Source organism: Janthinobacterium sp. BJB304 (assembly GCF_002735765.1).
Lineage (GTDB): Bacteria > Pseudomonadota > Gammaproteobacteria > Burkholderiales > Burkholderiaceae_D > Janthinobacterium.
Genome location: NZ_PDZN01000030.1, coordinates 1 through 16,765, shown reverse-complemented (window position 1 = coordinate 16,765; position 16,765 = coordinate 1). Strand labels below are relative to the sequence as shown.

Sequence of the window (16,765 nt, the reverse complement as noted above, 5' to 3'; positions counted from 1 at the left end):
ATGAAATCAACCGTTTTCTTCCTGCTGCTTGCCGCCGCCGTTCCCTGCATCGCCCAGACGCAGGCGCAAGCGCCGCAGACGCCGATGCCGGGGCAGATCCTCGTCACGGGCACCCTGGCCGACGAGGCGGGCAAGGCGGCCGTGCTGGCCCGCCTGCGCGAACTGTATGGCGCCGAGCGCGTGGTCGACCAGATCAGCATCGGCAACGTGGCCGTGCCGGCCAACTGGAACGCTTACGTGCAAAAGCTGATCGCGCCGAACCTGAAGCTCATTTCGCGGGGGCAGATCAGCATTGCCGGCAACAACGTCAGCGTGCGCGGCGAGGTGGCGAACGAGGCGCAGCGCCAGCAGATCGCCAGCGACATCGCCACCAGCCTCAATCCCACCTACACCGTCAACAATGGCTTGCGGGTCAAGGCGGCCGAGGCCGAGCAGGGCTTGCTCGATGCGGCGCTCGATAAACGCATCATTGAATTCGACAGCGGCAAGGCCACCATCACGCCGGCCGGCCAGGCCATCCTCGACGAGATGGCGGCCGCCATGCTCAGGCTGCGGGGCCGCAAGGTGGAGGTGATCGGCCATACGGACGACACGGGCCTGCGCGCCAGCAACGTGGCCCTGAGCCAGGCACGGGCCGAAGCCGTGCGCGCCTACCTGGCCAGCAAGGGCGTCGCGGCCGATACCGTGCTGGTGTCGGGCCAGGGGCCGGACCGTCCCGTGGCCAGCAACGCCACGACCGATGGCCGGGCGAGGAACCGGCGCATCGAGTTCCGCATTGCTCAATGAAGCACGCGTAATGGGACATGCGCGATGATCAGGGTAAGGTAATGGTCAGGTGCGCGGGCCGCGGCGCCAGCTTGACCAGGTCCGCATACGCGGCCAGGGTCGTTTGCGTGCCGCGCGTCAGATGCGTTTTCAGACCGAGGTAGGCGCAGATGGCCAGCAGGGCGAAAAAGCTCGACAGCGCCCACAGCGGCACGTCGCTGCCGCGTTTGTTGACCACCTGGTCGGGGCGTTCCGCGCGCGGCGCGAAGCCGCGGCTCTTGCCCTTGATGTGGGCGATTTCGTCGCCCAGGCGCGCCGTCAGGTAGCTGAGTTTTTCGCCGCCGTCGATCGCATACTTGCCCTGGAATCCCAGCAATAAGCACATGTGGAACACCTGCAGCGCCTGCACGCGCATGGCGCCCTTGCCGCGCAAGGCGTCGAGGCGGTCGAAGAAGTGTTCGCCGGCCAGCTGGTCGCCGAAGATCAGCAGCTGCAGCGGGCGCCGCTCCCACTGCTTGCGCAGGGCGAACGGCGAGGCGAGGATGATTTCATCGACGGCCGCGCAGAACGCATACTTGGCCGCCTCGATATCGTCGCCATCGGCGCGGATCTTTTTCGCTTCGCGTTCGAAGTCGTCGAGGAAGGCCGTGATGCGGTCCATGAAGCTTTGCTCGTCGCCGGGCGCCGAACCGTGCTTCAGCATGAACAGCATGTAAAAGCCTTCGTGCATCAGGTCCAGCAGGGCGCTGCCCGCATGCCGGCTGCCGCCTGCCGGGGCGGCGCCGCGTGGTCCCAGCAGGGAGGGCGCCGCGCGCCGTTCGATGAGCTGGCTCATGCCGTCACCGCGATCAGTTCCAGCTGCAGGTCGCGTATGCCGGCCGGCACGTAGACGGAAATCGACTGCGCCTTGAGCATCTGTTCGTACAGCGCGCCGCGGTTTTCAATCGCAAAATAATAGGTGTCGGGCCGCACGGGAATGGCCGCCGGCACTTGCGGCGCATGCGACAGTTTCAGGCCGGGCATGGCCGTGAGCACGCATTTTTCCACGTCGTCGGGCGCGCCCACCTTGACGCGCACGGGCACCACGTCCACCAGCTCGATGGCGGGCATGGCGGCGCGTATCGCCAGGTACAGGGTGGTGTGCTGGTCGATCTTGCCCGAATCGAGCTTGCCCAGGTAGTACGAGGGCTTGTCTTCCAGCAGGGCGATGGAAAAATACTTCGACGAGATGACGGTGTCGAGCAGTTCGCGGATGATGGCGTCGATGGCATCGAAGCAGGCGCCCGGCTGCGCGTGGTCGTAGGCGGGCAGGCTGGCCAGGGTGTAGTGCTTGGAGTAGCTGAGCAGGCCGCCCGCCAGGCCCAGCAGCGCCTCGTACAGGCGCTCCGGATGCAGGGCCGGGTGGCGCACATAGTGCATCAGCGCGGCGGCGGCCGTGCTGACCGTGTGCAGCAGCCAGAACGAGGACACGTCGCCCGAGCGGAATTCGATCACGTTGCGGCTCGGTTCGCGGTGGTGGCCGTGCAGCGCGCTCACTTTCGCCTGCAAGGCGTCGAGCAGGTGTTCCAGCACGCCCTGCAGGCGCGGCGCGCCGGCGATCGCCAGGCTGGGCGCCATGAACGAGGGCAGGGGTTCGAAGCCGCCCGATACCGTGCGACGCAGGGCGATCAACGGCAGGCAGTCGTAGGAGCCGCGCGCCTCGCTGTCGGGAATCAGGCGCACGGTCTTTTTCAGATAGGCCACGTCGGCCACGGCGGATTCCGTAAACAGGTCGGGCGTGGCGCGCATGGCATGCGCAAAGCGCGTGGCCGCCGGCGTACCCGCCTTTGGCGCCTGCGCCGTGTAATTCATGCCTTCGCGGTTGAGGATGGGCAGGGCCGCGTAATACGTCACTTCCTGCACCGCCGGCGGCAGCGCTTCCAGATCTACCGGCGGGGGCAGGGTGTCGCTGCCCGGCGCGCCGTCGCCCAGCGCCTCGAACACTTCGCCGTCGCGGAAGATGGCCGACAGGGCCTGCAGGCGCAGGGTGCCCGTCTTCAGCGCCGCCAGGTCCCACTCCATGTGCGCCACGCCCCACAGGTAGGGATGCAGCGCGCTGGCCGTGTGATGCAGGCGCGCTTCGTGATACTGATCCTGGCGCTGGAAATGCTGCGGCCGCAGGAACAGGCCTTCTCCCCACAAGACTTTCGCTGCCATGCCCATCTCGTTTCTCCTTGAATGTGTGGCGTGTCCGTTGGTGCTACTGGCAGCGCGGGGCCGACAGCGTGGACGTGCCGCTGATGCTGAGCGCGCACGCATGCAGGCCGACGGTGATGCCGCCGCGTTCCGCATCGGCGGCGGCAAAGGTGGCGCGCCAGCGCTGTGTCGCAGGCGCGCGGAACAGGGCCACGACGCCGATGAAATACGCTTCCTTGCTGACTTTTTCCTGCACTTCGTAGCGCTGGCCCGGCACCAGCAGCACCTCTTTGACTTCCATCAGGTCGGCGCCCAGCGCCGCTTTTTCGCGCTGCGCGTCGAGGAAGCTGTCGTAAGGCGCCTGCTCGAAGGCGGCGCTCTGGCGCAGCTTGTAGATGCGCGCCACCAGCGCCAGCGGCCGGCCGTCGGCATCGGTGTTCAGGTGCTGCGCCGCGTGCAGGCGGATGCTGACGTTGCGCGGCGGCTGCTGCGCGTCGGGCAGTTCCGGCGGCGGCTTGGCCACGCCGGCCATTTGCAGCGCCGCGTTGGCCAGGGTGCTGATGGCGCCGCCCGCGCAGCCGGTCAGCAGCAACGCTTGCAGCAATGCCAGCAGCGGTAGCGCGGTGGCGCGGGCCGGGCGGACCAGGGCGTCAGGTGGCATGGGCGACCTTTGCAAGATGAAATGTGGAAACAAAAGTGTTGCAGTCATTTAAACGCATGCACGGACGACCTGCTTGCGTTGGCGCAAGATCGGTCTGCGATCAAGACAATTACTGCGCCAGATCAGGATTCATGTCGTCCTGCGCGGCTGTAGCGTGGAACTCCTTCTTTGCTGATTAATCTCAATTTGGTAAAAAATTGCCGATCAATAATAGTCTTCACGCCGCCCATCTTTCCCAGCGGTAGCGTCCTCCACGTGAAGGAGTACTCCCCCCATGAAGCCAGCCACGATATCGCTCCGTATTGTCTGCCTTGCCAGCGCCTTGCTGCTGGCCGCCTGCGCCACGCCGGACCAGTCGGCGTCCCCAAAACCTGCCGCACCGACCCTGGCGCAAGTGATGAGCGACGCCGATGCGGCGGCGCGCGCCGGCCAGTACGAGCGTGCCATGACCCTGCTTCAACGCGGCGGCGCGAGCTATCCCGCCGACAAGGCGCCGTGGCTGCAAATGGCGCAGATGAAGTTCGACCGCGGCCAGTACGGCGACGCCATCGGCCATGCGCTTGAAGCGCTGGAGCGCGACCCGGACGACAAGGTGGCCAACAGCATCGTCGCCGTCAGCGGCTTGCGCCTTTCCGGCAAGGCGCTGGCCGATCTGTCGCGGCAAAACAATCTGAATGGTTCGTTGCGTTCGGAAGCGCAGGACCTGGCCAAGCTGCTGCGCGCAAGCATAGGCGAAGACGTCCTGGTGCCGCCGGCCAGGCGCCCGCCGGCGGCCGGCAAGCGCGCGGCCGGTTCCGGTACGCCGGCGGCGAAGGGCGCGGCGCAGCAAGGCAGCGCGGCCGACCCATTCAGCGGCCTGAAATAAGCGAGCATCCCCACCATCTCCTTGCAAAGGAAGCGACATGCCCAAGTCCGACAGCGTGCAAAAACGCCTGAAGCAGGTACGCGCGCCGCGCGTGCAAATGACCTATGACGTCGAGATCGGCGACGCGATTGAAAACAAGGAGCTGCCCTTCGTGGTCGGCGTGCTGGGCGACTTTGGCGGCAACCCTGACAGCGAGAAAAAACGCCTGAAGGAGCGCAAGTTCGTTTCCATCGATAGCGCCAATTTCGACGAAGTGCTGTCCGGCGTGGAGCCGGTGGCCCGTTTCGCCGTGCCGAACCGTATCAGCGAGGCGGGCGGCACGTTCGCCGTCGATCTGCACTTCCGCTCGATGGACGACTTCCGCCCGGAATCGGTGGTGCGCCAGGTCGATCCCTTGCGCAAGCTGCTCGAGGCGCGCACCAAGCTGGCCGACCTGCGCAACAAGCTGGCCGGCAACGACAAGCTGGAAGACTTGCTGACGGAAGTGCTGAACAACACGGACAGCCTGGCTACCCTGAAACCGCAGTTCCCAGCGCAGGAGGATTGAGATGAGTACCCAGGCAGAGGCCCTAGCAGTATCCACGCCCGGCGCGCCGGCCGCGACCGACTTGCTCGACCAGATCGTCGAGCAAAGCCGCGTCGCCAAGTCCGGTGCCGAACATGCGCGCGCGCGTGACCTGATCTCGGAACTGGTGGCCCAGGTGCTCGACGGCACGGTGCTGATGTCGAGCAGCCTGTCGGCCACCTTGGACGCGCGCGTGGCGGAGATCGACCGCCTGATTTCGGCCCAGCTCAGCGAAATCATGCACGCGGCGCCGTTCCAGCAGCTCGAACAAAGCTGGACGGGGCTGCGCTACCTGGTCGGCAATTCCGACACGGGCACGCGCCTGCAGATCCGCATGTTCAACGCCACCAAGCGCGAACTGGTGAAGGATTTCCAGGCCGCGCTGGAGTTCGACCAGAGCAGCATGTTCAAGAAGGTGTATGAAGAGGAATTCGGCACCTTCGGCGGTGCGCCATTTGCCGCGCTGCTGGGCGACTTCGCCATCTCGCGCCAGCCGGAAGACATGTATTTCGTCGAGCAGATGTCGCACGTCGCCGCCGCCGCGCACGCGCCCTTCATCGCCTCGGCTGCGCCGGAACTGTTTGGCCTGGAAAGCTACGGTGACCTGGGCAAGCCGCGCGACCTGGCCAAGGTGTTCGATACCGTCGAGTACGCGAAATGGAAAGCCTTCCGCGAATCCGAGGACGCGCGCTACGTCGGTCTGACCTTGCCCCGCTTCCTGGGCCGGCTGCCGTTCAATCCCGTCGACGGCACCACGGTCGACGGTTTTAACTTTGTCGAGGAAGTCGACGGCAGCGATCATCACAAATACCTGTGGTGTAACGCCGCGTATGCGTTTGGCAGCAAGCTGACGCGCGCCTTTGCCGACTACGGCTGGTGCGCCGCCATCCGCGGCGTGGAGGGCGGCGGCCTGGTGGACGACCTGCCGACCCACACCTTCAAGACGGACGAGGGAGACGTGGCCCTGAAATGCCCGGCCGAAGTGGCGATCACCGACCGGCGCGAAAAGGAGTTGTCGGACCTGGGCTTCATCTCGCTGGTGCATTGCAAGAACACGGCGTATGCGGCGTTTTTCGGCGCGCAGTCGGCGCAGAAAAGCCGCAAGTACAACAGCGACGCGGCCAACGCCAACGCGGTGCTGTCGTCGCAGCTGCAGTACATCTTCGCCGTCTCGCGCATCGCGCACTACATGAAGGCCATGATGCGCGACAAGATCGGCAGCTTTGCCGCCGCCTCCAGCGTGGAAGATTTTCTGAACCGCTGGCTGATGCAGTACGTGCTGCTCGACGATAACGCCAGCCAGGAACAGAAGGCACAGTTCCCGCTGCGCGAGGCGTCCGTGCAGGTACATGAAGTACCGGGCCGGCCCGGCGTGTACCGCGCCGTGTCGTTCCTGCGGCCGCACTTCCAGCTCGATGAATTATCCGTTTCGCTCCGACTGGTCGCGGAGTTGCCGAAGTCGACCAATTCCTGAGTCACCCATCTTTCAACCAGAGGAGCACACCATGGCAATCGATGTATATCTGCAGATAGACGGCATCAAGGGCGAGTCCACCGATGACAAGCACAAGGACTGGATCGAATGCAAATCGGTCAGCTGGAGCGTCGAGCAGCCGAAGTCCGCCACCGCCTCGACGGGCGGCGGCCACACGGCCGAACGCTGCGAACACAAGGACATCGTCATCTCCAAGCTGGCCGACCTGGCCTCGCCGGTGCTGCTGCAGACCTGCTCGGCCGGCAAGACCATCCCCAAGGCGCGCTTCGAATTCATGCGCGCCGACGGCCAGGGGGAGCGCGTCAAGTATTTTGAGATCGAAATCGAGAACGTATTGATCGGCGCCGTGACGCCGAACGTGGAAGAAGGCGACATCCTCGGTGAACACGTCGGCTTCAAATTCTCGAAAGTGAAGTGGAAATACACGCAGCAAAAAGTGACGGGCGGCGCCGGCGGCAATACCTCGGGCGGCTGGGACCTGGCCGCGAACCGCGTGGCTTGATCCATGGTGCGCGGCGCGCGGCGGCCACCTTCGCCGCGCGCCGCGCCGATTTTTCAGGAGAGCGCATGGACAGCTATGTACCTGGCCTGTTTGACCGCCTGATGGATGACGGCGGCGGTGCGGCGGGCGGCGTGGCGGTGCGCCTGTCGCTGGAACAATTGAAGGATGCGGTGGCGCGCGACCTGGAGGAACTGCTCAACACGCGCGTGGCCCTGCCGCCCGGCGCGCTCGACGCCTATCCGGAATGCGCGGCCTCCATCGTCAACTATGGCCTCATCGATTTCGCCGGCATGTGCCTGTCCAGCAGCGATGACCGCGCCCGCATCTGCGCCGCGCTGAAGGCGGCCATCGAACGCCATGAACCGCGCCTGCGCAATGTGCGCGCCCGCCTGGAGCGCGAAGCGGGCAGCATCAACCGCGTCGGCTTCGTCATCAGCGGCACCCTGGCCGTGATGGCCGGCGGCGAGGCGGTCAATTTCGACGCCGTGCTGCAGCCGTCGTCGCTGCGCTATTCGATCAACCGCAAGGGAGCCGCCGCATGAGCAATCATTTGAAAACCCTGATCGCCAAACTCAATGACACGGCGCGCACGGCCGCCACCCGCGCCGCCGCCATCTGCGTGGGACTGGGCCAGTACGAAGTCGATGTCGAGCACCTGTTCCTGGCGCTGCTGGAGCAGGAGCGCAGCGATTTCGTCACCATCGCGCGGCGCAGCGAAATCAGCCTGACGGCGCTGGAGGCGGATTTGCGCCGCGAGATCGGCGGCTTCAGGACGGGCAGCGCGCGCACGCCCGTGTTTTCGCGTCACTTGCCGCTGCTGTTCGAACACGCCTGGCTGATCGCTTCGCTGGACACGACGCGGCCAGGGCCCATCCGCAGCCGCCATCTGTTGCTGGCGCTGCTGACGGAGCCGGAACTGTCGCAGCTCGCGTACCGCGGCTCGAAGCTGTTCGCCCGCTTCAGCGTGGAGCAGTTGAAACACCATCCGGACAAGCTGACGGCAGGTTCTGATGAAGAGGAAAGCGCGGCAGTGCCGCAGCTTGCCGATCTGTCCGAAGATCCTGTTGCCGCCCTGGCCAGCAAAACCCCGGCGCTGGACCAGTTCACCACCGACCTGACGCAGCTGGCGCGCGACGGCAAGCTCGATCCCGTGATCGGCCGCGAGGCCGAGATACGCCAGGCCGTCGACATCCTGCTGCGCCGGCGCCAGAACAATCCGATACTCACGGGCGAGGCGGGCGTGGGCAAGACGGCCGTGGTGGAAGGCCTGGCACTGCGCATTGCTGCCGGCGACGTGCCCGAGGTGCTGCAGGGTGCGCACATCCACGCGCTCGACATGGGCTTGCTGCAGGCCGGCGCCAGCGTGAAGGGCGAGTTCGAAAGCCGGCTGAAAAATGTCATCGACGAGGTGGCGAAAAGCCCGCATCCGATCATCCTCTTCATCGACGAGGCGCATACCATGATCGGCGCCGGCGGCCAGGCGGGACAGAACGACGCGGCCAATCTGCTGAAACCGGCGCTGGCGCGCGGCGCCCTGCGCACCATCGCCGCCACCACCTGGAGCGAGTACAAAAAGTACTTTGAAAAGGATGCGGCGCTGGCGCGGCGCTTCCAGGTGGTGAAGGTGGAAGAGCCGAGCGAAGACATCGCCTGCGCCATGCTGCGCGCCATGGCGCCGCTGATGGAGCGCCACTTCGGCATCCGCGTGCGCGACGCCGCCATCGTCGAGGCGGTGCGCCTGTCGCACCGCTACATCAGCGGGCGCCAGCTGCCCGACAAGGCCATCAGCGTGCTCGATACGGCGTGTGCCAAGGTGGCGCTGGGCCAGCGCGCCACGCCGGCGCAGCTGGAAAACGCGAACCGGCGGCAGGAACGCATCGGTGCGGAAATCGCCGCCCTGAGCCGCGAGGCGGCCGATGGCGAAGCGCCCGACAAGGCCGGCGCCGCGCGCCTGGCGCAGCTGCGGCGCGAGCATGACGAAGGACAGGCGCAGATCGCGGCGCTGGCGCAGCGCTGGGAGCGCGAAAAAACGCTGGTGGCGCAGATTGGCGACTTGCGCGCGCAGCTGCGCGGCGAGCGGCCGGGCGAGATCGGCGCGGCGCGCCTGCTGGCGCTGAAGGAAGAGCTGGCGGCCCTGCAGGGAGAAGCGCCGCTGTCGCCGCTGGAAGTCGATGCGCAGGTGGTGGCCGGCATCGTCGCCGGCTGGACCGGCATCCCGCTGGGAAAAATGCTCAAGGACGAGATCCGCACGGTGCTGACCCTGGAGGGCGCGCTGCGCGAACGGGTGCTGGGACAGGACCACGTCATCGACGCGGTGGCGCAGCGCGTGCGCACGGCGCGCGCCAGCCTGGACGACCCGAACAAGCCGCAAGCCGTGTTCCTGTTCACGGGGCCGTCGGGCACGGGCAAGACGGAAACGGCGCTGGCGCTGGCCGATCTGCTGTACGGCGGCGAGCGCAAGCTCATTACCATCAACATGAGCGAGTACCAGGAAGCGCACAGCGTGGCCGGCCTGAAAGGCTCGCCGCCCGGCTATGTCGGCTATGGCGAAGGCGGCGTGCTGACGGAAGCCGTGCGGCGCCAGCCCTACAGCGTGGTGCTGCTCGACGAGGCGGAAAAAGCCCACCCCGACGTGCTTGAATTGTTCTTCCAGGTGTTCGACAAGGGCGTGCTCGATGATGCGGAAGGGCGCGAAGTCGATTTTCGCAACACCATCATCATCGCCACGTCGAACCTGGGTTCCGGCGCCATGATGGCCGCCTGCCTGAACCGGGTCGCGCAAGACTTGCCCACGCCGGCCGCGCTGGAAGAACTGGTGCGCCCGCAACTGGTGGCGCACTTCAAGCCGGCCCTGCTGGGGCGCCTGAAAGTGCTGCCGTTTTATCCCCTGAACGACGCGGTGCTGGCCGAAATCATCGCCCTGAAGCTGGCGAGGATAGGCGCGCGCATCGCGCGCAACCACCAGGCGCAGTTCAGCCATGACGCGGGCCTGGTCGACGCCGTGCTGGCGCGCTGCACCGAGGTCGATTCGGGCGCGCGCAATGTCGATCAAATTCTGAACGGCAGCCTGCTGCCGGCGATCGCCGAAGCGGTGCTGGCGCGCATGGCGGCAGGCGAGCCGGTCGCATCGATACGCGTCACTGCAAATAAGCAGGGGCAGTTCAAATACACCATCAAATAACGTCAGCAAGTAACGTCACCCCGCGGAGGGCACCATGTTCAATCTGGAGCAGTTGCTGCACCCCGTCAGCGCCGTCAGTCCCTGCGGCGAAGACATCACCTTCAGCCAGGAGCTCGACGCCATCGCGCGCGCGCGCCAGCACGACGACCCGAGCCTGGACCAGGGCGAGTGGGTGACGGCGCTGAAGGAAGCCGACTGGCCTTTCGTGGCTACGCGCTGCGAACAGCTGATCGCCACGCACAGCAAGGATTTGCGCGTGGCCGTGTGGCTGGCCGAAGCGCACGCGAAGACGCGCCACTTCCGTGGCTTGGGCGACGGCTACGCGCTGCTGGCCGGCCTGTGCGAGCGCTATTGGGATGGCCTGTATCCGCCGGCGGAAGAGGGCGACCAGGAACAGCGCATCGGCAATGTCTTCTGGCTGCTCTCGCGCACGCCGCAGCTGCTGCGCGAGATTCCGCTGACGGAAGGCGCCGACGGCCTGTTTTCGCTGCAGGATTTCGATGCGGCGCGCCAGCGTGCGGCCGCCAGCCTGGTGCCGGGCGCAGCGGAGCAGGGCTGGGGCGATGCGCGCCACGACGAAGGCGTGACCCTGGCGCAGATGGAGGCGGCGCGGCAAAGGAACTCGCGCGCCTTTTCCGACGGCCTGCTGGCCGATGCCCAGTACTGCATGCAGTCGCTGCTGGCGTTCGAGCGCAGCGTCGACGCGCGTTTCGGCGTCGACGGTCCGAGTTTTCGCGCCGCGCGCGAAGCGCTGGAAAACGCCATTCATTTCATCGCGCCGCTGTCACCGGATGCGGGCTTTGCCGGCGCGCCGAGGGCCGCTGGCCAGGGCGCTGACGCAGGCGCAGGCGGGAGCGCCATCGTGCAGCGCCAGCAGGCGCTGGCCCAGCTGCGTCAGGTGGCCGATTTTTTCCGCCGCACGGAGCCGCACAGCCCCGTCGCCTACCTGGCCGACAAGGCTGCCAGCTGGGGCGAGCTGCCGCTGCACCTGTGGCTGCGCGCCGTCGTGAAGGATTCAAGCACCCTGGCGCAACTCGACGAAATGCTGGGCACGAACAGCGCGAACGGATGATTGGTTTGCGCGCTTCCATGCTAATCTTCCGGCATGTCCAGAATGTTCATCCTGCCTGCCGCGCTATGCCTGTTCCTCGCTGCCAGTGCGCGGGCGGAGGGGGCGACGCCGCTGGTGATCTATGGCGACGACGATTATCCGCCGTACTCCTACGTCGACAACGGCCAGCTGAAAGGCATCTACACGGAGATCGTGCGCGAAGCCGTGCAATCGATGCCGCAATATGCGGTGCAACTGCGTCCCGTGCCGTGGAAAAGGGGCGTGCTGATGCTGCAGACTGGCGAGGCGTTTGCCCTGTATCCGCCGTATTCGTGGCGCAGCGAGCGACCGTACGTGCGCTATTCCGTGCCGTTGCTGATGGAGCAGCTGGTGGTGCTGTGCAACCAGGACGTGCTGGCGAAGCGCGCGCTGCGGCAATGGCCCGCCGATTACGGCGGCCTGCACATCGGCGTGAACGCGGGTTTTTTGCTGGGCGATGCGCAACAGACGGCAGCCCTGCAAGCGGCCAGCATCGTGTTCGATACGGCCAAGGGCACGCGCACGAATCTGCTCAAGCTGATGCGCGGGCGTATCGATTGCTATGTCAGCGACCGCCTGTCGGCGCAATGGGAATTGCAGCGCATCCGGCGCGAGGGTGCGCCGGGCACGCCGATGCAGGCGATACAGGAAACCGCGCAGCTGGCCAGCCAGCAGGGCCACCTGGGTTTTACGGAGCGCCGGCCCGCCGCCTACCCTTATCGCGATGACTTTATCGAACAATTCAATGCCGCCATCGTGCGCATGCAAGCCAATGGCGCAATCCGCCGCATCCTGGACCGCGCGCTGCTGCCCTGACTGATTCAACCCGATGGAGAAAAACATGAAAAGAATATTATTGCTATGTGTGCTCGTGCTGGCCGGCTGCGTAGGCCGGCCCGAGAATATTGTACCTGTCAGCAATTTCGACACGACCCGTTATCTGGGCAAATGGTATGAGATCGCGCGCCTCGACCACTCGTTCGAGCGGGGCCTGAGCCACGTGACGGCCGACTACAGCCTGCGCCAGGATGGCGGCCTGAAAGTGCTCAACCGCGGCTACCAGGATGCGGACGCGAAGTGGAAGGAAGCGGAAGGCAAGGCGTATTTCGTCGACAAGAAAGACGTGGGCTACCTGAAAGTGTCGTTTTTCGGGCCCTTCTATGGTTCCTACATCGTGTTTGATTTGGACCAGCATGATTACAGCTATTCCATGATCAGCGGCCCCGACAAGTCCTACTTCTGGTTGCTGTCGCGCACGCCCACCATGGATCCTGCCTTGCAGCGGCGCCTGATCGAGAAAGCCGGCGGCTTGGGTTTCGATACATCAAAATTGATCTATGTGAAGCAAAACTGACCTTGCTTGCCTGCCGCCCGTTCGTGGCGGCATACCGTCTTCTGGTTGTTGCTTTTCTGCATGTTATTTCTTGCAATACCATCCTGATTCACTCACAATCTGCTCCAAAGTGGTGCGCTGCGGCGTGCTGCCATTCTGGTGACGCGCCTGCCGTTGCGTCGCCGCCCGTGATTGCCGCACGGCAGATGCCTGCTATATTGATACGTAGCAGCACGTCGGTTTCGTGGCGTCTGTGCATTGTTTTTTTCAGATAGGAATCACGCAATGAAAAACCTCAAAATCGGCGTACGTCTCGGTGGCGGTTTTGCCGCCGTCCTGCTCCTGTTGACGACCCTGACCGTGGTGGGCATCGTGCAGATGCAAAGCGCCAGCAAGGAAACCGATGCGCTGGTCAACGTCAAGGTGCGCAACGAGCGCCTGATTGGTGAATGGACCAAGGTCATCGAGGTGAACGCGGCGCGCACGGCGGCCGCCTGGAAAGTCGGCGATCCCGAACACCAGAAGCAGTTTGAACAGGAAATGGCCGTCTCGTCGGCACGCGCCACGGAAATTCAGAACGCTATCGGCAAAAGCGAGCTGAATGCCGAAGAGCAATCGCTGTACCAGGAGGTGCTGAGCACGCGCAAGGCTTACACGGAAGTACGCAAGAATGTGTTCAAGGCCAAGAATGCGGGCGACCTGGAACTGGGCAAGCGCCTGTACGAAGGCGACATGGCCGCCAAGCGCGACATCTACCTGGCATCGTTGAAGAAGCTGGAACTGCTGGAAGCCAAATTGCTCGATGAAACGGCTGCGCAAATCCGTTCGCGCTACGAAAACGGCCGTCTGCTGCTGATCTCGCTGGGCGTGGTGGCCATCTTGCTGGGCATTGCCTGCGCCTACTGGATCACGCGCTCGATCACGCGTCCCATCACGCGTGCAGTCGAGGTGGCGCAAGCCGTTTCCGCCGGCGACCTGACCAGCCATATCGTCGTGGAAAGCCGCGATGAGACGGGGCAATTGATGCACGCGCTGAAAAACATGAACGATAAACTGGTCAGTATCGTGGGCCAGGTGCGCGCCGGCACCGAATCGATCAGCACGGCGTCGAGCGAAATCGCGGCCGGCAACCTGGACCTGTCGTCGCGCACGGAAGAGCAGGCCAGTTCGCTGGAAGAGACGGCATCGTCCATGGAAGAGCTGACCTCCACCGTGAAACTCAACGCCGACAATGCGCGCAGCGCCAACCAGCTGGCCATCGACGCCTCGCAGATCGCCAGCAAGGGCGGCGTGGTGGTCTCGGAAGTGGTCAGCACCATGGGCTCGATCAACGATTCCTCGCGCAAGATCGTCGACATCATCAGCGTCATCGACGCCATCGCCTTCCAGACGAATATCCTGGCCCTGAACGCGGCCGTCGAAGCGGCCCGCGCCGGCGAGCAGGGCCGTGGTTTTGCCGTCGTGGCCTCCGAGGTGCGCAACCTGGCGCAGCGCTCCAGCGCGGCGGCCAAGGAAATCAAGGGCTTGATCGACGATTCCGTGCAAAAGGTCGAGGCCGGTTCGCAACTGGTGGACAAGGCGGGCCGCACCATGGACGAGATCGTGCAAAGCATCAGCCACGTGACGCAGATCATGAACCAGATCACCGACGCCAGCGATGAGCAGCGCACCGGCATCGAACAAGTCAACCGGGCCATCGGCCAGATGGACCAGGTAACGCAGCAAAACGCGGCCCTCGTGGAAGAAGCGGCGGCGGCGGCCGAATCCATGCAGGAACAGGCAGCCAAGCTGGCCGACGTGGTGGGCGTGTTCAAGCTCGATGCCACGCAGCAATATGCATCGGCCAGTGCTGCTCCGTCCGTGACGGCGTCTGAGCCCATCAAAGCTGCGGTGCGGCCTGCCATGCGGCACGCCACGCCGCGGACGCCGGCACCCTCCGTGGCCGCGCCTGCGCCGGGCAAGGCGGCGCCAGCGGACGCTGTGCGCGCACGCACACCGAAGACGCCGGTGGCATCCGGTGCCGACGACTGGGAAGAGTTTTAAGCGCAGGTGTTTTAAGCGCAGCTTTCCCTTGGCATGGCGTGGGCGCTACAATCGCGGCTTGAAGACAGCCGCGAACGCGCTCCGCCATGACCACCCGCCGTACCTCCCGCTCTATTTCCAGCGCGATCGCCAGCCCTGGCGCCGCATCCTCCTTCCAGGCTGAACCCGCCAAACGGGCACGCTGCCCGGTCTGCCTGCGCGCTGCGTCCAGCTGCATTTGCCGCTGGACTGCCCCCGTCGCCCACGCCGTGGACGTGCTGATCCTCCAGCATCCGCTGGAAGTCCACAACGCCAAGGGCAGCGCCCGCTTGCTGCATCTGAGCCTGCCCAACAGCCGCCTGCTGACGGGCGAACAGTTTGCCCCCGACACCCTTGCCCAATTGTTGGCCGACAAGCACAATGTGCTGCTGTACCCGGATACGCCAGGCGACCGTTCGCTGGGCATCGCGCCGCCGCCAGCGCTCGACCCGTCCATCTTGCTCGATCCGCCCCGATTTGCGAGCCAATTGCGGCTGGTGGTGCTGGACGCCACCTGGCGCAAGAGCCGCAAGATGCTGTATCTGAATCCCCTGTTGCAACAGTTGCCGCGCCTGCCGCTGCGCGATACACCCGCTTCCCATTATCTGATCCGCAAGGCGCATGCGCCAGACCAGTTATCGACGCTGGAAGCGACGTGCTATGCCCTGATGCAGTTGGAGCAGGACGCTTCCCGCTTCGTTCCCTTGATCACGGCATTTGACGGGTTTGTCGCGCAGCAGTTGAGTTATGTCATGCCGCATGGCGAAAAAGCTTGAAACGACAGCACGGTAGCCCTTGATCTTGGCCGCACAGCGGCATAGTATACTGTACGTATATACAGTTGATGGGGCCGTTCATGAAAGCAATCATTCCAGAGCACGATGACAGCTTCGCCGGGCAAGCCATGTTGCCGCCGCAATCGCTGAAAGCGCAAAAGGGGCGCGGGGCCGTCTCGAACTTGCAGGGGCGTCACGAGACGCATGCGCGCGCCGGTTTCGATGACGGCTGGAGCGTGGGCGGCCTGGACGAGGCAGCTGGGGAGGCGGCGGCGCCGGGATGGAAGACGCAGGTCAGCGACGAACAGGCGCGCACCATTCTCACGCGCAACGCTTCGCCCGATTTGCCCTTCAACGTGTCTCTGAACCCGTACCGGGGGTGTGAACATGGCTGTATTTATTGCTTTGCCCGCCCCACGCACAGCTACCTGGGCCTGTCGCCGGGCCTGGATTTCGAAAGCCGCATCTACGCCAAGGTGAACGCCCCCGAACTGTTGCGGCGCGAACTGGCCAAGCCGTCGTATGTGCCCGAACCGATCGCCCTGGGCGTCAATACCGATGCGTATCAGCCGTGCGAACGCGAACGGCAGCTGACGCGGCGCGTGCTGGAAGTGCTGCACGAATGCGACCACCCCGTGGCGCTGATCACGAAATCATCGCTGATCGAGCGCGATATCGACATGCTGGCGCCCATGGCGGCCAGGCGCCTGGCTGCCGTGGCCGTCACTGTCACGACGCTGGACCCGGCCATCGCGCGCACCCTGGAGCCGCGCGCGGCCGCCCCGGCGCGGCGCCTGCGCACCATCCGCACCCTGACGGAGGCGGGTATTCCCGTGGGCGTGAGCATCGCGCCCATCATCCCGTTCGTGACGGAGCCGGAAATCGAGCAGCTGCTCGAAGCCGTGCGCGACGCGGGCGCCATCCACGCCCATTACGTGGTGCTGCGCCTGCCGTGGGAAGTGAGCCCCTTGTTCCAGCAATGGCTGGAAGCGCACTTTCCGGAGCGTGCCCAGCGCGTGATGAACCGGGTGCGCGAAATGCGTGGCGGCAAGGATTACGACAGCGCGTTCGGCGCGCGCATGCGCGGCGAGGGTGTGTGGGCTGACCTCATCCGCCAGCGCTTTGAAAAGGCCGTGCACCGGCTGGGGCTGCACGGCAAGGGCGGCCGCTTCAAGCAGCTCGATTGCACGCAATTCCGCCGGCCGCTGGTGGTGCCGCCGCTGGGTGCAAAGGTAAGGAAGGGCAATGCGGGGCAGTTGGATTTGTTCTAGCGCATGCAGCGTGGACGGGGCGGGA

16 protein-coding genes are annotated in these 16,765 nt (G+C 65.2%); 13 read left to right on the top strand and 3 right to left on the bottom strand.

What is annotated here, in order from left to right; genetic code table 11:
• On the top strand, positions 1–786 hold the full coding sequence (locus tag CSQ95_RS26285; RefSeq protein ID WP_099411619.1) for an OmpA family protein: 786 nt from the start codon (positions 1–3) through the stop codon (positions 784–786).
• Positions 787–814: 28 nt separating this feature from the next.
• Here the strand turns inward: CSQ95_RS26285 and icmH are convergent, their stop codons facing one another.
• The 3 genes from icmH to tssJ are packed head-to-tail and all read right to left on the bottom strand — an operon-like array spanning position 815 to position 3,601.
• On the bottom strand, positions 815–1,600 hold the full coding sequence (gene icmH, locus CSQ95_RS26280) for a type IVB secretion system protein IcmH/DotU (RefSeq protein ID WP_070311259.1): 786 nt from the start codon (positions 1,598–1,600) through the stop codon (positions 815–817).
• Entirely contained in the window at positions 1,597–2,967 is a 1,371-nt protein-coding gene (gene tssK, locus CSQ95_RS26275) for a type VI secretion system baseplate subunit TssK (RefSeq protein WP_099411618.1), read from the bottom strand. The genes icmH and tssK overlap by 4 nt, the downstream gene beginning before the upstream one ends.
• Before the next feature lie 37 nt (positions 2,968–3,004).
• Positions 3,005–3,601, bottom strand: a complete 597-nt coding sequence (gene tssJ / locus CSQ95_RS26270; protein WP_099411617.1) for a type VI secretion system lipoprotein TssJ — start codon at positions 3,599–3,601, stop codon at positions 3,005–3,007.
• Positions 3,602–3,875: 274 nt separating this feature from the next.
• Between tssJ and CSQ95_RS26265 the strand changes: the two genes are divergently transcribed.
• The 12 genes from CSQ95_RS26265 (at position 3,876) to CSQ95_RS26210 (ending at position 16,740) form a co-directional block, all read left to right on the top strand.
• Positions 3,876–4,466, top strand: a complete 591-nt coding sequence (locus tag CSQ95_RS26265) for a tetratricopeptide repeat protein (RefSeq protein ID WP_099411616.1) — start codon at positions 3,876–3,878, stop codon at positions 4,464–4,466.
• Positions 4,467–4,503: 37 nt separating this feature from the next.
• Positions 4,504–5,013 carry a type VI secretion system contractile sheath small subunit gene (gene tssB, locus CSQ95_RS26260; protein WP_099411615.1) on the top strand — a complete coding sequence of 170 codons (510 nt, stop codon included), beginning with the start codon at positions 4,504–4,506 and terminating at the stop codon, positions 5,011–5,013.
• 1 nt (position 5,014) lies between these two features.
• Positions 5,015–6,505, top strand: a complete 1,491-nt coding sequence (gene tssC / locus CSQ95_RS26255; RefSeq protein WP_070224152.1) for a type VI secretion system contractile sheath large subunit — start codon at positions 5,015–5,017, stop codon at positions 6,503–6,505.
• A 31-nt stretch (positions 6,506–6,536) separates the two neighbouring features.
• Positions 6,537–7,028, top strand: a complete 492-nt coding sequence (locus CSQ95_RS26250) for a type VI secretion system tube protein Hcp (RefSeq protein WP_034750126.1) — start codon at positions 6,537–6,539, stop codon at positions 7,026–7,028.
• Between the two features lie 65 nt (positions 7,029–7,093).
• Complete coding sequence (gene tssE / locus CSQ95_RS26245; RefSeq protein ID WP_070224151.1) at positions 7,094–7,570, top strand: type VI secretion system baseplate subunit TssE; 477 nt, start codon at positions 7,094–7,096, stop codon at positions 7,568–7,570.
• Positions 7,567–10,209 (top strand): type VI secretion system ATPase TssH, encoded by a 2,643-nt coding sequence (gene tssH / locus CSQ95_RS26240; RefSeq protein ID WP_099411614.1) that lies wholly within the window; start codon positions 7,567–7,569, stop codon positions 10,207–10,209. The genes tssE and tssH overlap by 4 nt, the downstream gene beginning before the upstream one ends.
• Positions 10,210–10,243: 34 nt before the next feature.
• Positions 10,244–11,281: a type VI secretion system protein TssA gene (gene tssA / locus CSQ95_RS26235; RefSeq protein ID WP_099411613.1), complete on the top strand. Its 1,038-nt coding sequence runs from the start codon at positions 10,244–10,246 to the stop codon at positions 11,279–11,281.
• A gap of 33 nt (positions 11,282–11,314) precedes the next feature.
• The gene (locus CSQ95_RS26230; RefSeq protein WP_070288787.1) at positions 11,315–12,115 is read left to right on the top strand and encodes an ABC transporter substrate-binding protein; all 801 of its coding nucleotides are present in this window, start codon (positions 11,315–11,317) and stop codon (positions 12,113–12,115) included.
• A gap of 25 nt (positions 12,116–12,140) precedes the next feature.
• A complete protein-coding gene (locus tag CSQ95_RS26225; protein WP_099411652.1) occupies positions 12,141–12,653 on the top strand; it encodes a lipocalin family protein in 513 nt (170 codons plus the stop codon).
• 264 nt (positions 12,654–12,917) lie between these two features.
• On the top strand, positions 12,918–14,675 hold the full coding sequence (locus tag CSQ95_RS26220; RefSeq protein WP_099411612.1) for a methyl-accepting chemotaxis protein: 1,758 nt from the start codon (positions 12,918–12,920) through the stop codon (positions 14,673–14,675).
• Between the two features lie 86 nt (positions 14,676–14,761).
• Complete coding sequence (locus CSQ95_RS26215; RefSeq protein ID WP_099411611.1) at positions 14,762–15,469, top strand: tRNA-uridine aminocarboxypropyltransferase; 708 nt, start codon at positions 14,762–14,764, stop codon at positions 15,467–15,469.
• An 80-nt stretch (positions 15,470–15,549) separates the two neighbouring features.
• A complete protein-coding gene (locus CSQ95_RS26210; RefSeq protein ID WP_373633087.1) occupies positions 15,550–16,740 on the top strand; it encodes a PA0069 family radical SAM protein in 1,191 nt (396 codons plus the stop codon).
• The last annotated feature ends 25 nt before the right edge of the window (positions 16,741–16,765 follow it).